Source organism: Streptomyces lunalinharesii, from assembly GCF_039532155.1.
Taxonomy (GTDB): domain Bacteria; phylum Actinomycetota; class Actinomycetes; order Streptomycetales; family Streptomycetaceae; genus Streptomyces; species Streptomyces lunalinharesii.
In genome coordinates, this window is record NZ_BAAARK010000002.1 from 80,139 (window position 1) to 96,334 (window position 16,196).

A 16,196-nucleotide genomic window follows, 5' to 3' on the forward strand; every position below is an offset into this window, starting at 1 on the left:
GCATCCCCGGCCGCGCCCCCCTGGCCTGCAAAAACACCGCGGCAACGGGCGGCGATCGAGGCGTTACGGAACCAGCAGTTCGAGCGCCCGGTCCACGTCCGCGCTGGAGTTGTAGAGGTGGAACGCCGCCCGGAGCAGCCCGCCGCGGACCGCGACCCGCACCCCGGCCGCGGCCAGCCGCGGTTCGGCGTCCGCCAGCCCGGGGGTGGAGACGATCGCGGAGCCGGGCGCGGCCCGCGGGGTGAAGCCGGCCGCCACCAGCCCCGCCCGGTACTGCTCGGCGAGCGCCACGTCGTGCGCGTGGACGGTCGCCGGCCCGATCTCCGCGAGCAGTCCGAGGGAGTGCTCGGCGCCCACGTAGGCGTAGTGGGCGTGCGGTTCGTCGTAGCGGCGGGCGGTCGGCGCCGGCCGGTCGATCGGGCCGTAGTTCGACTCCCCCGGGTCCTCGCCCGCGACCCATCCCGCGTGCGCCGGCACCGGCCATCCGGGGCCGCCCAACTCGCCGCGCTCACCGCCGAAGACCGTGAACGTCGTCCCCTTCGGGCACAGCAGCCACTTGTAGGCGCCGCACACCACGTAGTCGAAGTCGGCGACCGGCACCGGCAGCCAGCCCGCCGCCTGCGTGACGTCGACGTAGGTCAACGCCCCGTGCGCCCGGGCGGCGTCGCGGACCGCGGCCAGGTCGGCGATCCGACCGTCCTGGGGGTGCACCGCACTGACCGCGACCAGCGCGGTCCCGGGGCGCACCGCCTCGGCGAGCGCGTCGCGCGGCACCGCCCGCACCACGCAGCCGCCGTGCGCCATCAGCGGGTTCACCAACGAGCTGAAGTCCCCCTCGGCGACCAGCACCTCGCTGCCCGCCGGCAGCGACGCGGCCACGAACGCCGAGCGGACCGCGACCGAACTGCCCACCGCCACCCGCTGTGCCGGCACCCCCATCAGCCGCGCGAACGCCCCGCGCGCCCGGTCCGCCGTCCCGAGGTAGTCGCGCCCCATCGTCCCGTGCGAGGCCGACTCCACCAGCGCGTCCCGCACCGCGGCGGCGGTCCGCGCGGGCAGCAACCCGCTCGACGCCGAGTTCAGGTAGACCGTCTCGGACGCGAACTCGTCCCCACCCAGTGCCGTGTGTCGCTGCATGGCCCCCACTCTGGTCGGTAACGGGTCCGGCGTCCACGGGGGCGCCGGACCCGCCGGAGCGGTTCCGGCCGGCTCACGCCCCCGGGACGGCGCAGCCCCCGTCCCCGCAGACGTCCGCGTCGTCGGTGGCCAGCACCTGGACGGCGGAGTCGGCGTGCGCCCGCTGCAGCGCCTGGTGGAAGACGTCCACCGGCTGGGCGCCCGATATGCCGTAGCGGCGGTCGATGACGAAGAAGGGGACGCCGGTGGCGCCCAGCTCGGCGGCGGCGTGCTCGTCGGCGCGGACCTCGGCGGCGAAGGCGTCGGGGTCGGCGAGGACCCGGGCGGCCTCGTCGGCGGGCACGCCGGCCTCGACCGCGATCCGGGTCAGCACCGCCGGGTCGCCGAGCGGTCGGGCCTCGGCGAAGTTGGCGCGGTACAGGGCGGTGAGCAGGGCGTCCTGCACGCCGTGGGCCTTGGCCAGGTGGAGCAGTCGGTGCAGGTCGAAGGTGTTGCCGTGGATGCGGTCCGAGCGGTAGCCGAGCCCCTCCCCCGCGGCGGCCTCGGCGACCCGGGCCTCCATCTCCTCGGCCTGGGCCCGACTGACGCCGTACTTCGACGCCAGCATGTCGAGGATCGGCACGTCGGTGGCGGGCGGGGCGTCCCGGTCCAGCTCGAAGGAACGGTGGACGACCTCGACGTCCGCCCGGTGGGCGAAGGCCGCCAGGCCGGCCTCGAACCGGGCCTTGCCGATGTAGCACCAGGGGCAGGCGATGTCCGACCAGATTTCGACGCGCATGGGGGTGACTTTCCTCGGGGGGACCGGTCGGCGACCGGTCAGGGGTACGGAAGCGGTGCAACGCGGCGGCGGGCCCGGTTATTCCGGAGGCGAGCGGCATGCGGGAGTTCGCGGCGGCCTCGGCGGTACCGTCCCGGTATGGGCACGCCAGCACCGCACGGCACCGACGGGTTCTGGGAGACGACCGGGGCCGCCAAGACCTTCACCCACCCGATCGATCCCGCGCTGCTGGCGGAGTTCGTGCCACGCACCGCGCGGGTGCTGGACTACGGCTGCGGGTACGGGCGGCTCACCGCGGAGCTGGTGGGGCTGGGGTACCGGGCAGTGCGCGGGGTGGACCGGTCGGCGGCACTGATCGCCCGCGGGCGGCACGCGCATCCGGGGCTGGCGCTGCTGCGGTGGTCGGGGTTCCCGCTGCCGTTCGCGGACCGCAGCTTCGACGCGGCGCTGCTGTTCGCGGTGCTCACCTGCGTCCCCGACGACGCCGATCAGCGCGCGATCGTCGGGGAGCTGGCGCGGCTGGTGCGGCCGGGCGGGGTGCTGTACGTGAGCGACGTGCCGTTGCAGGACGACCCGTTCAACCGCGCGCGCTACGAGCGGTTCGCGGCGCGGTTCGGGACGTACGGGGTGTTCGAGACGCCGGACGGCGGGGTGTTCCGGCACCATCCGCCCACGTGGCTGCGGGGGCTGCTGCGGGCGGCCGGGTTCGCGGTGCTGCGGGAGTGCCGCACGGTGGTGCCGACGCTGGACGGCCGCACCGCCGAGCGGCTCCAGCTCATGGCGCGGCAGGAGCCGGCGGTGCCGGGGTCAGCGCCAGGGTGAGCGCGAGGTGGGTGGCGTCGGGCGCGGGTCGGCGGTCCGGGTCGGGGCGCCAGCCCAGGCGGGCGTAGAAGGTGCGGGCGCGGTGGTTGTGCCAGAGCACGTCGAGGACGGCCCGGGGGTGGCCGGCGGCACGCCAGGCGTGCAGGCAGGCGGCGTGCAGGGCGCGGCCGACGCCGGTGCCCCAGTGGGCCGGGTCGACGTGCAGTTGGTGGAGCGTGACGGCGGGCCGGGCCGGGTCGGCGGCGGGCGGGAGGTAGGAGGCGGCCCCGACGACGGCGCCGTGCCGGACGGCGCACAGGGTCGGGGCGTCCGCGCGGTGCAGCACCCGGTCCCAGGTGTCCCGGCAGCGGGCGTGTTCGGCGGGGGCGTCGAAGGGCGCGTCCGGCACCCGGGCGCGGAGGTAGGCGGCGCGGGCGGCGGTGTGCAGGGCGGCGATCGGCTCCAGGTCGGCGGCGGTGGCGGGGCGGACCTGCGGGGCGGTGGGGGTCATCCGTGGGCCTACGCCCCTGCCGCGCGGCCGGCGGGCCGGTCGGCCATCGGGTGCTCGGGCCGGTCGTCGACGCGGCGCGGCAGTCCCAGCGGGTTGTCGTCGCGCAGTGCGGGCGGCAGGAGGGCCGGCGGGGTGTCCTGGTAGGCGACCGGGCGGAGCCAGCGCTCGACGGCGGTGGCGCCGACGGAGGTGGCGGTGGAGGTGCTGGCCGGGTAGGGGCCGCCGTGGTGCTGGGCGGGGGCGACCGCGACGCCGGTGGGCCAGCCGTTGACCACGACCCGGCCGGCGAGCGGGGTGAGGGCGGCGAGCAGCCGGGCGCCGCGGCCCGCGGGGTCGGTGCCGGCGCTCTCGGCGGTGGACAGGTGCAGGGTCGCGGAGAGGCTGCCGGGGACGCGGGCGAGGACGGCGGCGGCCTCGTCCTCGTCGACGCACCGGGCGAGGACGGTGACCGGGCCGAAGCACTCCTCCAACAGGAGGTCGTGCGGGCCGCCGGTGGCGAGGTGGCGGGCGGGGACGGTGAGCACGGCGGCGCTGACGGTGTGCCCGCCGTCCTCGACGACCGGCGTCAATGGCGCCTGTACATCGGCGAGTTGGCTGCGCTCGTGCACTCCGGCGTGGAAGGCGTCGCGCATCCGGTGGTCGAGCATGGTGCCCGGCTCGTTGGCGCCGGCGGCCGCGGTGAGGGCGGCCAGCAGGCGGTCGCCGGCCGCGCCCTCGGGCACCAGGACCAGTCCCGGCTTGACGCAGAACTGTCCGGTGCCCAGCGTCATCGAGCCGGCCAGCCCGGTCCCGATCGCGTCGGCGCGTTCGGCGGCCGCGGCCCCGGTGACCACCACCGGGTTGAGGCTGCCCAGTTCACCGTGGAAGGGGATGGGGTGCGGGCGGGCCGCAGCGGCGTCGTGCAGAGCGCGGCCGCCGCGGACGGATCCTGTGAAGCCGGCCGCGGCGACCAGCGGGTGGCGGACCAGGTCGAGCCCGGCCTGGAAGCCGTGCACCAGCACCACGACGTCCGCGGGCAGGCCGGTCTCGGTGGCGGCGCGGCGCAGCAGGGCGGCGCACCGCTCGGCGGTGGCCGGGTGGTCGGGGTGGGCCTTGGCGACGACCGGGCAGCCGGCCGCGAGGGCGCTGGCGGTGTCGCCGCCGGGCACGGAGAACGCGAGCGGGAAGTTGCTGGCGCCGTAGACCGCGACCACGCCCAGCGGGATCTTGTAGCGACGCAGGTCGGGGCGGGGCGGGGTGAGGCCGGGGTCGGGGTGGTCGATCCGGACGTCGAGGAAGCCGCCCTCGTCGACGAGGTCCGCGAAGGACCTCAACTGGTAGGCGGTGCGGGCGAGTTCGCCGGTGAGGCGGGGCGCGCCGAGGGCGGTCTCGGCGTCCGCGACGGCGACGAGCTGGGCGCCGTCGGCTTCGAGGAGGGCGGCGGCGCGGCGCAGCAGGGCGGCCCGTCGGCCGCGGTCGGCGAGGGCGTCGCGGGCGGCGTGCGCGGCGCGGACCGCGGCGTCCACCGCGTCGGCTGTGGCCTCCACCGCAACCCGCTCCCGGTGCTTCCCGGTTCGGGGGTCGACGCTCCAGACTGGTGCTGCCACCGGCGCTGCTCCCGCTGCTGTCACCGTGTGTTCCTCCCGGGCGATGTCCTGGCCGCGCGAACCCTTGCCGCACACGGGATGGCGTTCTATATGCTGAACGCTGTCCCACATGATGAATACCTGGGACTCTATGGCTGTCCGAACAGAGGGGTCAAGGGCGATGTCAGCTGCCGCGGCCGGTGGGGCGCAGGTCAAGTCCGCGGTGCGGACGGTGGAGTTGCTCGAATACTTCGCGGGCCGCCCCGGCATGCACAGCCTCGCCTCCGTACAAGAGGCCGTCGGGTATCCCAAGTCCAGCCTCTACATGCTGCTGCGCACCCTGGTCGACCTCGGCTGGGTGGAGACCGACGCCACCGGCACCCGCTACGGCATCGGCGTCCGCGCCCTGCTGGTCGGCACCTCGTACATCGACGGCGACGAGGTGGTGGCCGCCGCCCGGCCGACGCTGGACCGGCTCTCCGACGACACCACCGAGACCATCCACCTCGCCCGGCTCGACGGCGTCAACGTCGTCTACCTCGCCACCCGCCAGTCGCAGCACTACCTGCGCCCGTTCACCCGGGTCGGCCGCCGGCTGCCCGCGCACTCCACCTCGCTGGGCAAGGCGCTGCTCGCCACCCACACCGACGACCAGGTGCGGGCGATGCTGCCGCCGACCCTGGCCGCGCTGACCGAGCACACCACCACCGACCGGGAGCAGCTGATCGAGGAGCTGCACGCGGTCCGCGCGCAGGGCTTCGCGGTCGACCGCGAGGAGAACACCGTCGGCCTGCGCTGCTTCGGCGTGGCGATCCCCTACCGCACCCCGGCCCGGGACGCGATCAGCTGCTCGGTGCCGGTGGCCCGGCTGACCCCCGCCCACGAGCAGACGATCAAGGACGCGCTGTTCGACGCCCGGGACCGGCTGACGCTGGCCACCCGCCGGCTCTGACCCCGGCGGCCGGGTGCGGCACCGGCCCGACGCCCCCGGACGGAGCAGCCTGCCGGGCCCGCTCACCCGTTCTCCGTAAGCCAGCAGGACCGCCGGGCCGCCGCGGGCTTATCTCGTGGGAGAAGGCGCGGAACTCCACCGACTTCCTCAGTGGCACACCTGTGTCGCGGCCGCGCTTCGCGGAGGTTGTTCCCATGCGTTCCACCCGACTGCTCACCGGCGCCGCGCTGTCCGTCGCCGCCCTGGGTCTGGCCGCCACCGCGGCGCACGCCGGCGACTTCGGCACCATCGAGGTCTCACCGGGCATGGCCAAGGCCGGTTCCACGGTCTCCCTCTCCACCATGGGGTGCGGGAGCAGCCGCTCGGCGAGCGTGGACGCCGCCGCCCTCGGCGGCGGCACGGTCACCTTCGCCCCGGGCTCCACCAAGGGCTCCCTGGCGGGGAAGGTGATGGTCAAGTCCGGTACCAAGCCCGGCAATTACGGGATCGGCGGCAAGTGTGCCGACGGCAAGGAACTCACCGGCACGGTCCGGATCGCCGCCCAGGACGCGTCGGCCGACCCGAGCACGAGCCCCGGCGCGAGCGGCAGCCCCAGCATGAGCATGAGCCCCGGCATGGGCCACGGCAGCGCCGGTCCGAGCATGCCCGCAAAGGAGCACTCGGCGATGCCCGCGCCGGGCAGCACCGGTCCCTCCATGCCGCCCAAGGGCAAGATGAAGACCGGTGAGGGCTCCACCAGCGAGGACGGCATCAACACCAAGGAGGTCGCCGCGGGCGCCGGTGTGGTGCTGGTGGCCGCGGCGACCGGAGTGTGGCTGGTCCGTCGCCGTCGGCACGGCGGCCGGTACTGACCCGAGCCACCGTTCCCGGCCGGTATGCCGCCCGACGGCCCCCCACGCCCCGGTTCCCCACCGCCCCCGCCCGGTGACGGCGGGCGCGCCGGGCGGGGGGAACGGCGGGCGCGGGCCGGCGGGGCGCGGCTGGCCGGTGCGCTGGCGGCCGTCGGCACGCTCGCCGCGGGCGCCGTCGGCGGGTGGCTGATCGCCGGCGGCACCCGGGACACCGCGCCGCCCCAACCGTCCGCCGCGCAGGGCTTCCCGAGCGCCGGGGCGGGCGCGGGGCGGGCGGCCGCGGAGCCCCTGCCGGCCGCGGAGCCACTGCGGGTGGCGGTGCCGTCGCTGCGCATCGACGCGCCGTTGGCCCGGCTGGGGTTGGCCCGGGACGGCAGCCTGGCCGCGCCGCCGGAGAACGACCGGAACCTGGCCGGCTGGTACGCCGAGGGCACCCCGCCCGGCGTCACCGGCACCGCCCTGATCGCCGGGCACGTGGACACCCGCGCCGGCCCCGCCGTCTTCTACCGCCTGGGGGCCCTGAAGAGGGGGCACACCGTGCGGATCCTGCGGGCGGACGGACGGACCGCGGTGTTCACGGTCGACGCGGTGGAGGTGTACGACGGCCGGCACTTCCCGGACGAGAAGGTCTACGGCGAGGCCGCCCGCCCCGAACTCCGCCTGATCACCTGCGGCGGCGGCTTCAGCCGGACCCGGCAGGAGTACCTGGGCAACGTCGTGGTCTTCGCGCACCTGACGGGAAGTCAGTTCGGTGGGACGGCGGCCGCCCCGCTGCCCTGGGCCCGGCCGCCCGCCGACCGGTTCAGCGCCCGCAGCGCGCCCCGCACCGCCTGAAGGTCCGCCGCGCCGGCCAACCCGGCGTGGTAGAGCCGCAGTTCGTCCGCGCCGAGGGCGGCGGCGTGCGCGGCGTCGGCGGCCAGCGTGGCGGGGCTGCCGCCCAGCCCGCTGACGACGGTGAGGTTGGCGGCCAGCGTCGTGCCCGCCGGGCGGCCGGCGAACGGCCCCAGCGCCGCGGCCCGGGCCCCCTCGCCCCCGGTGCAGGGCACCACCACCCCGTCCGCGTGCGCCAGGACCCCCGCCGGGTCCACGCCGGCGTTGGGGCCGCACCGGTGCGGCGCGGGGTCGGCGTGCAGCAGCACCCGGAAGCCGTCCACCGGGGCCCGCGCCGCGGCGTCCCGCACGGCGTGCACCACCGCGCGCTGGAGCTCGCCCGCCACCCGCTCCCGCCAGGCGCGCACCACGCCGGCCGGCCCGGCGCCGAGCAGTTCCTCGACGGCGGCCCACTCCCCGGCTCGGCCGCCGCCGTCCGGTGGCGCGGCCCCGGCCCAGACCGGCTCCAGGGCCCGCCGCACCGCGGCCGCCACCTCGCCGTCGGGCAGGCCGAGGGCGGCGTACCCGGCGCGGCACACCGGGCAGCAGCACACGGACATCAGGTACTCCGCGGCGCCGCCCAGCCCGACCCCGGCGAGCTTGTCGTGGCCGTGCAGGTGGGCCAGCCCGTACCAGCCGCAGGACTCCAGCTCCACGCCCCGGGCGCCGGGGCGGACCGCGGCCTCCGCGGCGAGGCGGACGAGGTAGTCGCGCACCTCGGGGCGGGCGATGCAGGGCGCCCACGGGTAGCGGTCGCCGTAGGCGTTGCGGACGACCGAGGCCGGGTGGTCGGCGCCGAGGCGGGAGTTGTGGGCCAGCACCACCCAGCTGTGCACCTCCAGGCCGGCGGCGGTCAGCGCCCGCGCGGCGGTGCCGAAGGGGTCCGGGTCGGCGACCCAGTCCTGGGGGTACGGGCGCAGGGCGCGGCCCGCCCAGCGCCCCGGGTCGGGCGGGTAAAGGATCGCGGAGTGCCGGGCGGTGACGATGCGGTGGCGGGGGTGGCGCGGGGTGAGGGCGCGGGTGGAGTGGTAGGCGGCGGCCAGCGTGACCTGGTGGACGCCGAGTGCGGCGAACCGGTCCGGGGCCTGCGGATCGCCGACCACGTCCCAGGGGTAGGCGAAGGCGCCGACCCGCATCAGGCGCCGCTCCCGGGGGCGTCCGCGGCCAGTTCGAGGCCGTGGTCCAGGAGGCGGGCCAGGCGCTCGACGTGGGCGGGCCGCGGGTCGCTGAGCGGTGGTCGCACCCCGCCGACGGGCGGCCCGCCGCGCAGCCCCACGCCCGCCTTGACCAGCGAGACGGCGTAGCCGCGGCCCTCGTTGCGCAGTTCCACCAACGGCCGGTAGAAGCCGTCCAGCAGTCGGGTGGTGGTGGCGTCGTCGCCGTCGCCCAGGGCCCGGTGGAAGGCGAGCGCGATCTCGGGGGCGAAGGCGAAGACGGCGGAGGAGTAGAGGCGGACGCCCAGGCCCCGGTAGGCGGGACCGGTGAGTTCGGCGGTGGGCAGGCCGTTGAAGTAGCCGAACGGCCGGCCGGCGGCGTCGGTGCGGACCGCGCTGATGATGCGCTGGAGCAGGTCCAGGTCGCCCAGGCCGTCCTTGAGGCCGATGATCCCGGGGGTGCGGGCCAGGGCGGCGACGGTGTCGGGGGCGAAGACGGCGTTGTCGCGCTGGTAGACGATGACCGGCAGCGCGGTGGCGGCGGCGAGGGCGGCGTAGTGGCGCAGCAGGCCGGCCTGGTCGGCGCGGACGAGGTACGGCGGCATGGCCAGCAGGCCGTCGGCGCCGGCGGTCTGCGCGAGGCGGGCGAAGTGGGTGGCGAGCGCGGTGCCGTAGCCGGTGCCGGCCAGGACCGGGACCCGGCCGGCGGCCTCCGCGACGGCCGCGGCGACGCAGGCGGCGTACTCCTCGGGGGCGAGGGCGTGGAACTCGCCGGTGCCGCAGCAGGCGAAGACCGCACCCGCGCCGGCCTCGACGCCGGCGCGGACGTGCGCGCGGAAGGCGTCCAGGTCCAGCGCGCCGTCGGGCGCGAAGGCGGTCACGGGGAAGAACAGCAGTCCGTCGAGGCGGTCGGTGAGGTGGGGGGACCTCCCGGCGGCGGCCGGGCGAGGGTGTGCGGTCACGGGCTCTCCCTGACGTGCGCAGACGCGTTCTCGTATATGTTTATGATCAACGTCCATATCTCTGAACGACGTCACGGTATTGCAGCCGAACTGGGCCGGTCAAGGGTCCCAAAGCCGCGCCGTACAAGCCGATTTGACCGTCCCGTCAAGGGGCTTGACCGGCCAGGATCGCCCTCCCTAGCGTTTCCCTCCGTCCGCCGCGTCCACCCACGTGAATCCTGGTCCGTGCAGACGATCCCGCCGCCCAGCCGGAGGAGTACCCCCGTGACCGCACCCCGCACCGTCCTGCTCACCGGCGCCGCCGGCGGCGTCGGCACCCTCATGCGTGCCCTGTTGCCGCCGTACGGCTACCGGCTGCGACTGTTCGACCGGCGCCCGATCGACGGCGAACCGGACGCCGTCACCGCGGAGTTGGCCGACACCGAGGCGCTGCGCGCCGCGGTCCGCGGGGTCGACGCCGTCGTCCACCTGGCGGGCATCTCCCTGGAGGCACCGTTCGAGGAGATCCTGCGGGCCAACATCGAGGGCACCTACCGGCTCTACGAGGCGGCCCGCGAGGCGGGCGTACGACGGGTGGTCTTCGCCTCCTCCAACCACGCCGTCGGCTTCACCCCGCGCCCGCCGGACGGCTCCGCGGCCATCCCGGTCGACGCCCCGCACCGCCCGGACACCTTCTACGGCCTCTCCAAGGGCTTCGGCGAGGACCTCGCCGCCCTCTACTGGGACCGGCACGGGATCGAGACCGTCTCCCTGCGCATCGGCTCCTGTTTCCCCGAGCCGACCACCGTGCGGATGCTCTCCCTGTGGCTCAGCCCGGCCGACTGCGCCCGACTGCTGCACGCCGCCCTCACCGCCGACGGCGTCGGCCACACCGTCGCCTACGCCTCGTCGGCCAACACCCGCCTGTGGTGGGACCTGTCCACCGCCCGCGCCCTGGGCTACGACCCGCAGGACGACTCCGAGCCCTACGCCGCACGGCTCCTCGCCGCCCAAGGGCCACTCGACCCCGACGACCCGGAACACGCCCACCTGGGCGGTGCCTTCTGTACGAACCCACCCCTTTGGCAACAGTCGTAGCGTTCCTGACCATTCCCGGGCGATCTTCCCGCGCACGGAACCTCGTTCCCACCGTCCGGCGTCCTTGAGGGCACAACGTCCGCCGGCACCGCAACCAGGTGCCGGCGGGCGCGAGCACACGACGCGAGAACGAGGTAACACACCATGGGCATCGTCAGCTGGCTCCTCCTGGGCCTGATCGCGGGCGTCATCGCCAAGGTCCTGCTGCCGGGCCGGGACCCGGGCGGCCTCGTCGGCACCACCCTGATCGGCATCGCCGGCTCCTTCATCGGCGGTTGGCTCTCGACCCGCTTCCTGCACCGCCCGATCCCCAAGGACTTCTACGACCCGGCCATGTGGATCTCCGCGGTGGCCGGTGCGCTGGTCCTGCTGATCGCCTACCGACTGCTCTTCGGCAACTCCCGCGCCCGCCGCTGACCGGCACCGACGCCCGCCCCGGCCGACCGGTGAGGCGCCGCCCGCAGGGAACCGCGCACCCTCCCGGACCGTTAGGGCTGGCATGACCGCTATGACTCCTGGCTCGAACCTCCCGCTCACCGCCGCGCGGGTGGCGGTGACCGTCACCGCCCCCGTGCGGCTGGACGTGTCGGGCCTGCTGCTCACCGCCGGCGGCAAGGTGCGCTCCGACGACGACTTCGTCTTCTACAACCAGCCCGCGGGAGCGGGCGTGAGCCACGGCACGACGCCGACCGGCGACACCATCACGGTGGACACCGCCGCGGTGCCGGCGGACATCGACAAGGTCGTCGTCACCGCGAGCCTGGACGCGCCCGGCGCGACCTTCGCCGGCACCGAGCCGACCGGCACGGTCCGTGACGCGGACGGCGGCGCCGTGTTGGCCACCTTCACCCCGCCGCAGCTCGGCGCCGAGACCGCACTGGTGGTCGTGGAGGTCTACCGGCGCGCCGGCGGCTGGAAGGTCCGTGCGGTCGGCCAGGGGTACGCGAACGGACTCGCCGGCATCGCCACCGACTTCGGGGTGAGCGTGGAGGAACCGGCGACCCCGGCAGCCCCGCCCGCCCCCCAGGCCCCGGAAGCCCCTGCAGCCCCGGCCGCCCCGCCGGTGCCTCCGGCCCCACAGGCACCGCCGGCGCCCGTCCCGCAGGACCAGTGGGCGCCCCCGGCCGGTGCCCCGGCGCCGCTCGCCCCGCCGCCGCAGGCCCCGGCGCCCGCGGCCCCGCCCGCCACCGGCAAGGTCAACCTCGACAAGGGCCGGGTCAACCTCCAGAAGAACCAGACGGTCTCGCTGGTCAAGGGCGGCCGCCCGTTGCTCGGCTCGGTCCGGATGGGCCTGGGCTGGGAGCCCGCCCGGCGCGGCCGCAGCATCGACCTGGACGCCTCGGTGATCGCCTACGGCCCGGACCGCGGCAAGGTCGACAGCTGCTACTTCGGCAAGCTGCGGATCCTCGACGCGGCGATCCAGCACTCCGGCGACAACCTCACCGGCGACGGCGCCGGCGACGACGAGGTGATCACCGTCCACCTCGGCGGGATCCCCCCGGAGGTCACCGGCCTGGTCTTCACCGTCAACTCCTTCTCCGGCCAGAAGTTCTCCGACGTCACCAAGGCGTACTGCCGGCTGACCGACGCCCAGACCGGCGAGGAACTGGTCCGCTTCGACCTGACCGGCGCCGAACCGCGGACCGGCGTGATGATGGCCAAGCTGATCCGCCAGTACTCCGGCGAGTGGGATATGACCGCGCTCGGCTCCTTCGTCGACGCCCGCACGGTGCGCGGCATGGTCAAGCCCGGGGCCGCCGCGCTGTAGCCCGCTCCCCCGGCGGTGCGGGTGCCGGCCCGCACCGGCCGGGCGGGCGGCCGGTCACCCCCGACCGACCAGCCCCGCCACCCCCGCCAGCCGCTCGAAGGACTCCAGCAGCGCCGCCCGGTCGTAGGTGCTGGTCGTCACCAGCACCTCGTCGGCCGCGGTCCGCTCGATCAGCGCCCCGAGGTCCGCCGCGACCTGCTCCGGCGTGCCGTGGACGTGCCCCCGCAGCGCCTGTGCGTAGCCGTCCCGCTCCCGTGCGGACATCCCGTCCCCGGCCACCTCCCGCTCCACGTCCGCCGCCGGCCGCAGCGGCGGGAACACCCCGTGCGTGCGCGCGAACGCCATCGCCCGGGCCTCCGGCACGAGCAGCCGCCGGGCCGCGGCCGTCGTCCCGGCCACCGCCACCGTCCCGGAGATCACCACGTACGGCCGCGGCCAGAGTGCGGACGGGCGGAAGGCGGCGCGGTACTCCTCGACCGCCGCCAGCACCTTCACCGGCGCCCGGAAGTCGCCGATCACCAGGGCCAGGCCGGCCCGCGCCGCCACCTGCGCCCCCGCGCCGGTGGCCAGCACGAACGCCGGCACCGTCAGCCCCTCGGCGGGGCGGGCGTGCACCTGCGGATGGGCACTCTGGGCGCCGGTGAAGTAGCCCAGCAGTTCGGCCAGCTGCGCCTCGAAGCCCTCGGCGGCGTCCTTCCCGGTGCCCAGCGCCCGGCGGATCCCGCCGGTGAAGCCGACCGAACGGCCCAGCCCCATGTCGATCCGGCCCGGGAAGAGCGACGCCAGGACCCCGAACTGTTCGGCGACCACCAGCGGCCGGTGGTTGGGCAGCATCACCCCGCCGGTGCCCACCCGGATGGCGGTGGTGGCCGAGGCCACCGCGGCGGCCAGCACAGTGGGCGCCGAGCCGGCGACGCCGGGCACGCCGTGGTGCTCGGCCACCCAGAACCGGTGGTAGCCGAGCCGCTCGGCGTGCCGGGCCAGCTCCACGGTGTCCCGCAACGCCGTGCCGGGCGGATGCCCTTCCCTGGTGCGGGAGCGGTCCAGGATTGAGAATTGTGTCGTCCGCATCGTCGAGCTCACCTCCCCTTCAACACCGCCACGCGCCCAGGATTCCGTCCCCGCGCCCCCTCGGCCCCCTCCCCCCACGGCTCACCACGAGGAGCGTCCGATGACCGAGCAGCCGCCCCCGACCGGCGGATCCAGCCGGTCCGGGCCCCCCGACCACCCGGACGGCGCAGCCCGCCCGGACCTTCCCGAGCGGGTCGCCGCCACCTACGGAACGGAGGACCTCAGCACCGTCACCGCGTTCACCGGCGGCTTCATCAACTTCGGCTACTGGGCCTGGCTGCCCGAGCTCGCGGACCGGCCGCTGACCGCGGAGGACCGGCTCCGCAGCGAGCAGGACCTCTACCGGCTGGTGCTGGACACCGTGGACCGGCCGCGGGACCGCACCGCCCTGGAGGTCGGCTGCGGACGCGGCCTGGGCTGCGCGCTGGCCCTTCAGGAGTTCGACTTCGGCTCGGTGATCGGCCTGGACGCCCATCCGGACCAGATCGCCCGCGCCCTGGAGGCCAACGCCCACCTGCTCGCGGCGGACTCCGGCCCCCGCCGGCTGGAGTTCGTGCTGGGCCCGGCCCAGCGGATGCCGCTGCCGGACGCCTGCACCGACGTCGTCTACTCCGTCGAGGCCGCCCAGCACTTCCGCGACCTGGCCGGCTTCGCCCGGGAGGCGGTGCGGGTGCTGCGCCCGGGCGGCCAGTTCGCGCTGACCACGTTCTTCGCCCGGGTCCCGGAGGCCGTGCGGGTGCTGCCCGAACTGCTGCCCCCGTACGCCAACGGGCTGGACGTGACGCACCTGGTCGACGACGTGGTCGCGGCGTTCGACGGGGCCGGGCTGGTCGACGTCGCGGTGACCCCGATCGGCGACGGCGTCTGGGAACCGTACGACCGCTACATGGCGGAACGGCCGGAGCTGCGCGACAAGTGGCCCCGCCAGTACCTGACGGCCTACCAGACCGGGCTGTTGGACTACTACCTGATCACGGCCGCGGCCCCGGCCGGCTGAGCGCCGGCCGGGCCGCCGCGGCTCAGCCGGCCTGCTGCGACCGCGCCTTGAAGGCGGCCTTGCGCGCCTCCTTGGCGGCCTTCTTGTCCGGGTGGAGCCGGCCCATGGCCTCCAGCACGTCCGCGGTGGCTGGGTGGTCCACCCGCCAGACCGCGTCGAAGAACCCGCTGTGCTGGTCGCTCAACCCCTGCACCAGCTCCTGGAGTTCGGCGCTCGCCTCGTCGTCGGCGTCACCGAGCTGGGCCGCGATGGTGTCCACCGTCAGCCAGAAGACCAGCTCCTGGGACGGCTCGGGGATGTCGGGCAGCCCGCGCTCGGCGAGCCAGACCCGGGCCAGCCCGCCCAGGTGCCGGTCGTCGAGCACCTCGCGCAGTGCCGGTTCGGCCTCGGGGGCGACCAGCGAGAGGGTCTGCTGGGCGGCGAGCCGGCGCAGCGGGCCCCGGGCGTCGTCGCCGCGGGCCGCGGCGAGCAGGTCCCGGGCGGCGTCCAGCGGGGCGCGGGCGGTCAGCCACTGCTCGGACTCCGCCTGGGCCAGCACCTCGGGGTAGTCGGGCAGCGCCGCCAGCAGGGCGTCGGCGCCCTTGTCGGCCAGGTCGCCGAGGGCGGGGGCGTCCACGCCGGCGTCGAGCATCCGGGCGCGGACCGCCCAGACGCCGAGCGGGGTGAGCCGAACCAGGCCGTAGCGGGCGACGTCCTCGTCCGCCAGCGGCTCGGCCTCGGTCACCGTCGTGCCGTCCTCGTCCAGCTCCTCGATCAGTGCCTCGTCGACCGGCCGGTAGGCGACCAGGCCGATCGGCTCCAGCACCCGGAACTGGTCGTCGAGCCGCATCATCGCGTCGGAGACCTCTTCGAGGATCTCGTCGGTGGGCTCGTCCATGTCGTCCGGGACGATCATGGAGGCGGCCAGTGCGGGCAGCGGGATGTCCTGGCCGGGGTCCTCGCCCAGGGCGCTGAGGAGGTAGAGGTTGCCGAGGATGCCGTCCAGCAGCTCGGCCTCCTCCTCGGGGTTCCAGTCGATCGCGTCCAGGTCCAGCTCGCCGCCCTCGGCGAGCTGGTCGGCGATGTCGGAGAAGTCGGGCGCGACCGCGTCCGCGAGGACGGTCTCCATGCCGCCGAGCCAGATGTCCAGGACGTCCTGCGGGTCGCCGGCGGTGAGCAGGCCCAGCTCCTCGCCGGGGGCGGCGGTGCCGACCGCGGCGTCGTCGGGCAGCTGCGCCGCGTCGTCGGTGTCGGCGTCCTCGTGCTCGGTGATCTCCACCAGTCCGGTGTCCACCGCCAGCTGCCACGCCTCGGCGGTGTAGGCGGGGCCGTCCTCGTCGGCGGCCAGGCCCAGGTGCTCGGTGGCCGCGACCAGCGCCTTCTCGACCAGCTCGCCGCCGACGCCGACCGGGACGCCGGAGTCGGCCCAGCGGGCCAGCTTGGCGGCCCGGGCCAGCAGCGGAGCACTCAGCGCGGCACGGGCCAGCTCCGCTTCGGAATGCAGCCGCACCGGCGGCATGGTGGGGCGGTCTGCGGACATCTGGTTCAGCTCCTCGGACGGACGGCGGCTGTGCGCCGCCCAAGCGTAGACGGAATTCTCCCCATCTCGGGCGGTTCACCTCCCCGTACGCTCCCGTCCACCGGGAGAACCTTGACAACTCCCTTGCGCACAACGGAGATTGACGCGCGTAGCGAGCGCCGGTCCCGCTCCGCCACATCTCCC

The 16,196-nt window shown here is 75.8% G+C and carries 16 protein-coding genes; 8 read left to right on the forward strand and 8 right to left on the reverse strand.

All coding sequences use genetic code 11. The features are described from left to right. Positions 1-63: 63 nt before the first annotated feature. Positions 64-1,137, reverse strand: coding sequence for an aminotransferase class V-fold PLP-dependent enzyme (locus ABD385_RS04405; RefSeq protein ID WP_344573596.1), 1,074 nt, complete (start codon positions 1,135-1,137; stop codon positions 64-66). A 73-nt stretch (positions 1,138-1,210) separates the two neighbouring features. Beyond that, positions 1,211-1,915, reverse strand: coding sequence for a DsbA family oxidoreductase (locus ABD385_RS04410; RefSeq protein ID WP_344573597.1), 705 nt, complete (start codon positions 1,913-1,915; stop codon positions 1,211-1,213). Between the two features lie 138 nt (positions 1,916-2,053). On the opposite strand from ABD385_RS04410, the gene ABD385_RS04415 reads away from it, so the two are divergent. Continuing rightward, the gene (locus tag ABD385_RS04415) at positions 2,054-2,737 is read left to right on the forward strand and encodes a class I SAM-dependent methyltransferase (protein ID WP_344573598.1); all 684 of its coding nucleotides are present in this window, start codon (positions 2,054-2,056) and stop codon (positions 2,735-2,737) included. Here ABD385_RS04415 and ABD385_RS04420 read toward each other — a convergent pair. Both ABD385_RS04420 and ABD385_RS04425 read right to left on the reverse strand, forming a co-directional pair. Beyond that, positions 2,691-3,227 carry a GNAT family N-acetyltransferase gene (locus tag ABD385_RS04420; protein ID WP_344573599.1) on the reverse strand — a complete coding sequence of 179 codons (537 nt, stop codon included), beginning with the start codon at positions 3,225-3,227 and terminating at the stop codon, positions 2,691-2,693. The two genes, ABD385_RS04415 and ABD385_RS04420, sit on opposite strands and share 47 nt — an antisense overlap. Before the next feature lie 8 nt (positions 3,228-3,235). Next, positions 3,236-4,813 carry an aldehyde dehydrogenase (NADP(+)) gene (locus tag ABD385_RS04425; RefSeq protein ID WP_344573600.1) on the reverse strand — a complete coding sequence of 526 codons (1,578 nt, stop codon included), beginning with the start codon at positions 4,811-4,813 and terminating at the stop codon, positions 3,236-3,238. A 160-nt stretch (positions 4,814-4,973) separates the two neighbouring features. Here ABD385_RS04425 and ABD385_RS04430 point away from each other — a divergent pair, with 160 nt between their 5' ends. From ABD385_RS04430 to ABD385_RS04440, 3 genes are all read left to right on the forward strand, one after another. After that, positions 4,974-5,744, forward strand: coding sequence for an IclR family transcriptional regulator (locus ABD385_RS04430; RefSeq protein ID WP_344573601.1), 771 nt, complete (start codon positions 4,974-4,976; stop codon positions 5,742-5,744). 194 nt (positions 5,745-5,938) lie between these two features. Beyond that, positions 5,939-6,595 (forward strand): hypothetical protein, encoded by a 657-nt coding sequence (locus ABD385_RS04435; protein WP_344573602.1) that lies wholly within the window; start codon positions 5,939-5,941, stop codon positions 6,593-6,595. 24 nt (positions 6,596-6,619) lie between these two features. Beyond that, complete coding sequence (locus ABD385_RS04440) at positions 6,620-7,429, forward strand: class F sortase (RefSeq protein WP_344573603.1); 810 nt, start codon at positions 6,620-6,622, stop codon at positions 7,427-7,429. Here ABD385_RS04440 and ABD385_RS04445 read toward each other — a convergent pair. Both ABD385_RS04445 and ABD385_RS04450 read right to left on the reverse strand, forming a co-directional pair. Further along, positions 7,339-8,601 carry a hypothetical protein gene (locus ABD385_RS04445; RefSeq protein WP_344573604.1) on the reverse strand — a complete coding sequence of 421 codons (1,263 nt, stop codon included), beginning with the start codon at positions 8,599-8,601 and terminating at the stop codon, positions 7,339-7,341. The genes ABD385_RS04440 and ABD385_RS04445 overlap by 91 nt on opposite strands. After that, positions 8,601-9,581: a 5-dehydro-4-deoxyglucarate dehydratase gene (locus tag ABD385_RS04450; RefSeq protein WP_344573606.1), complete on the reverse strand. Its 981-nt coding sequence runs from the start codon at positions 9,579-9,581 to the stop codon at positions 8,601-8,603. The genes ABD385_RS04445 and ABD385_RS04450 overlap by 1 nt, the downstream gene beginning before the upstream one ends. A gap of 264 nt (positions 9,582-9,845) precedes the next feature. Between ABD385_RS04450 and ABD385_RS04455 the strand changes: the two genes are divergently transcribed. From ABD385_RS04455 to ABD385_RS04465, 3 genes are all read left to right on the forward strand, one after another. Further along, positions 9,846-10,658: an NAD-dependent epimerase/dehydratase family protein gene (locus ABD385_RS04455; RefSeq protein ID WP_344573607.1), complete on the forward strand. Its 813-nt coding sequence runs from the start codon at positions 9,846-9,848 to the stop codon at positions 10,656-10,658. A gap of 144 nt (positions 10,659-10,802) precedes the next feature. Beyond that, a complete protein-coding gene (locus ABD385_RS04460; RefSeq protein WP_344573608.1) occupies positions 10,803-11,075 on the forward strand; it encodes a GlsB/YeaQ/YmgE family stress response membrane protein in 273 nt (90 codons plus the stop codon). Between the two features lie 91 nt (positions 11,076-11,166). Continuing rightward, entirely contained in the window at positions 11,167-12,426 is a 1,260-nt protein-coding gene (locus tag ABD385_RS04465) for a TerD family protein (RefSeq protein ID WP_344573609.1), read from the forward strand. Positions 12,427-12,480: 54 nt separating this feature from the next. Here the strand turns inward: ABD385_RS04465 and ABD385_RS04470 are convergent, their stop codons facing one another. Next, a complete protein-coding gene (locus tag ABD385_RS04470) occupies positions 12,481-13,497 on the reverse strand; it encodes an MsnO8 family LLM class oxidoreductase (RefSeq protein WP_344573610.1) in 1,017 nt (338 codons plus the stop codon). Between the two features lie 100 nt (positions 13,498-13,597). Between ABD385_RS04470 and ABD385_RS04475 the strand changes: the two genes are divergently transcribed. After that, the gene (locus tag ABD385_RS04475) at positions 13,598-14,494 is read left to right on the forward strand and encodes a class I SAM-dependent methyltransferase (RefSeq protein WP_344573611.1); all 897 of its coding nucleotides are present in this window, start codon (positions 13,598-13,600) and stop codon (positions 14,492-14,494) included. A 22-nt stretch (positions 14,495-14,516) separates the two neighbouring features. Here the strand turns inward: ABD385_RS04475 and ABD385_RS04480 are convergent, their stop codons facing one another. Continuing rightward, a complete protein-coding gene (locus tag ABD385_RS04480; RefSeq protein WP_344573612.1) occupies positions 14,517-16,013 on the reverse strand; it encodes a hypothetical protein in 1,497 nt (498 codons plus the stop codon). Positions 16,014-16,196 lie beyond the last annotated feature (183 nt).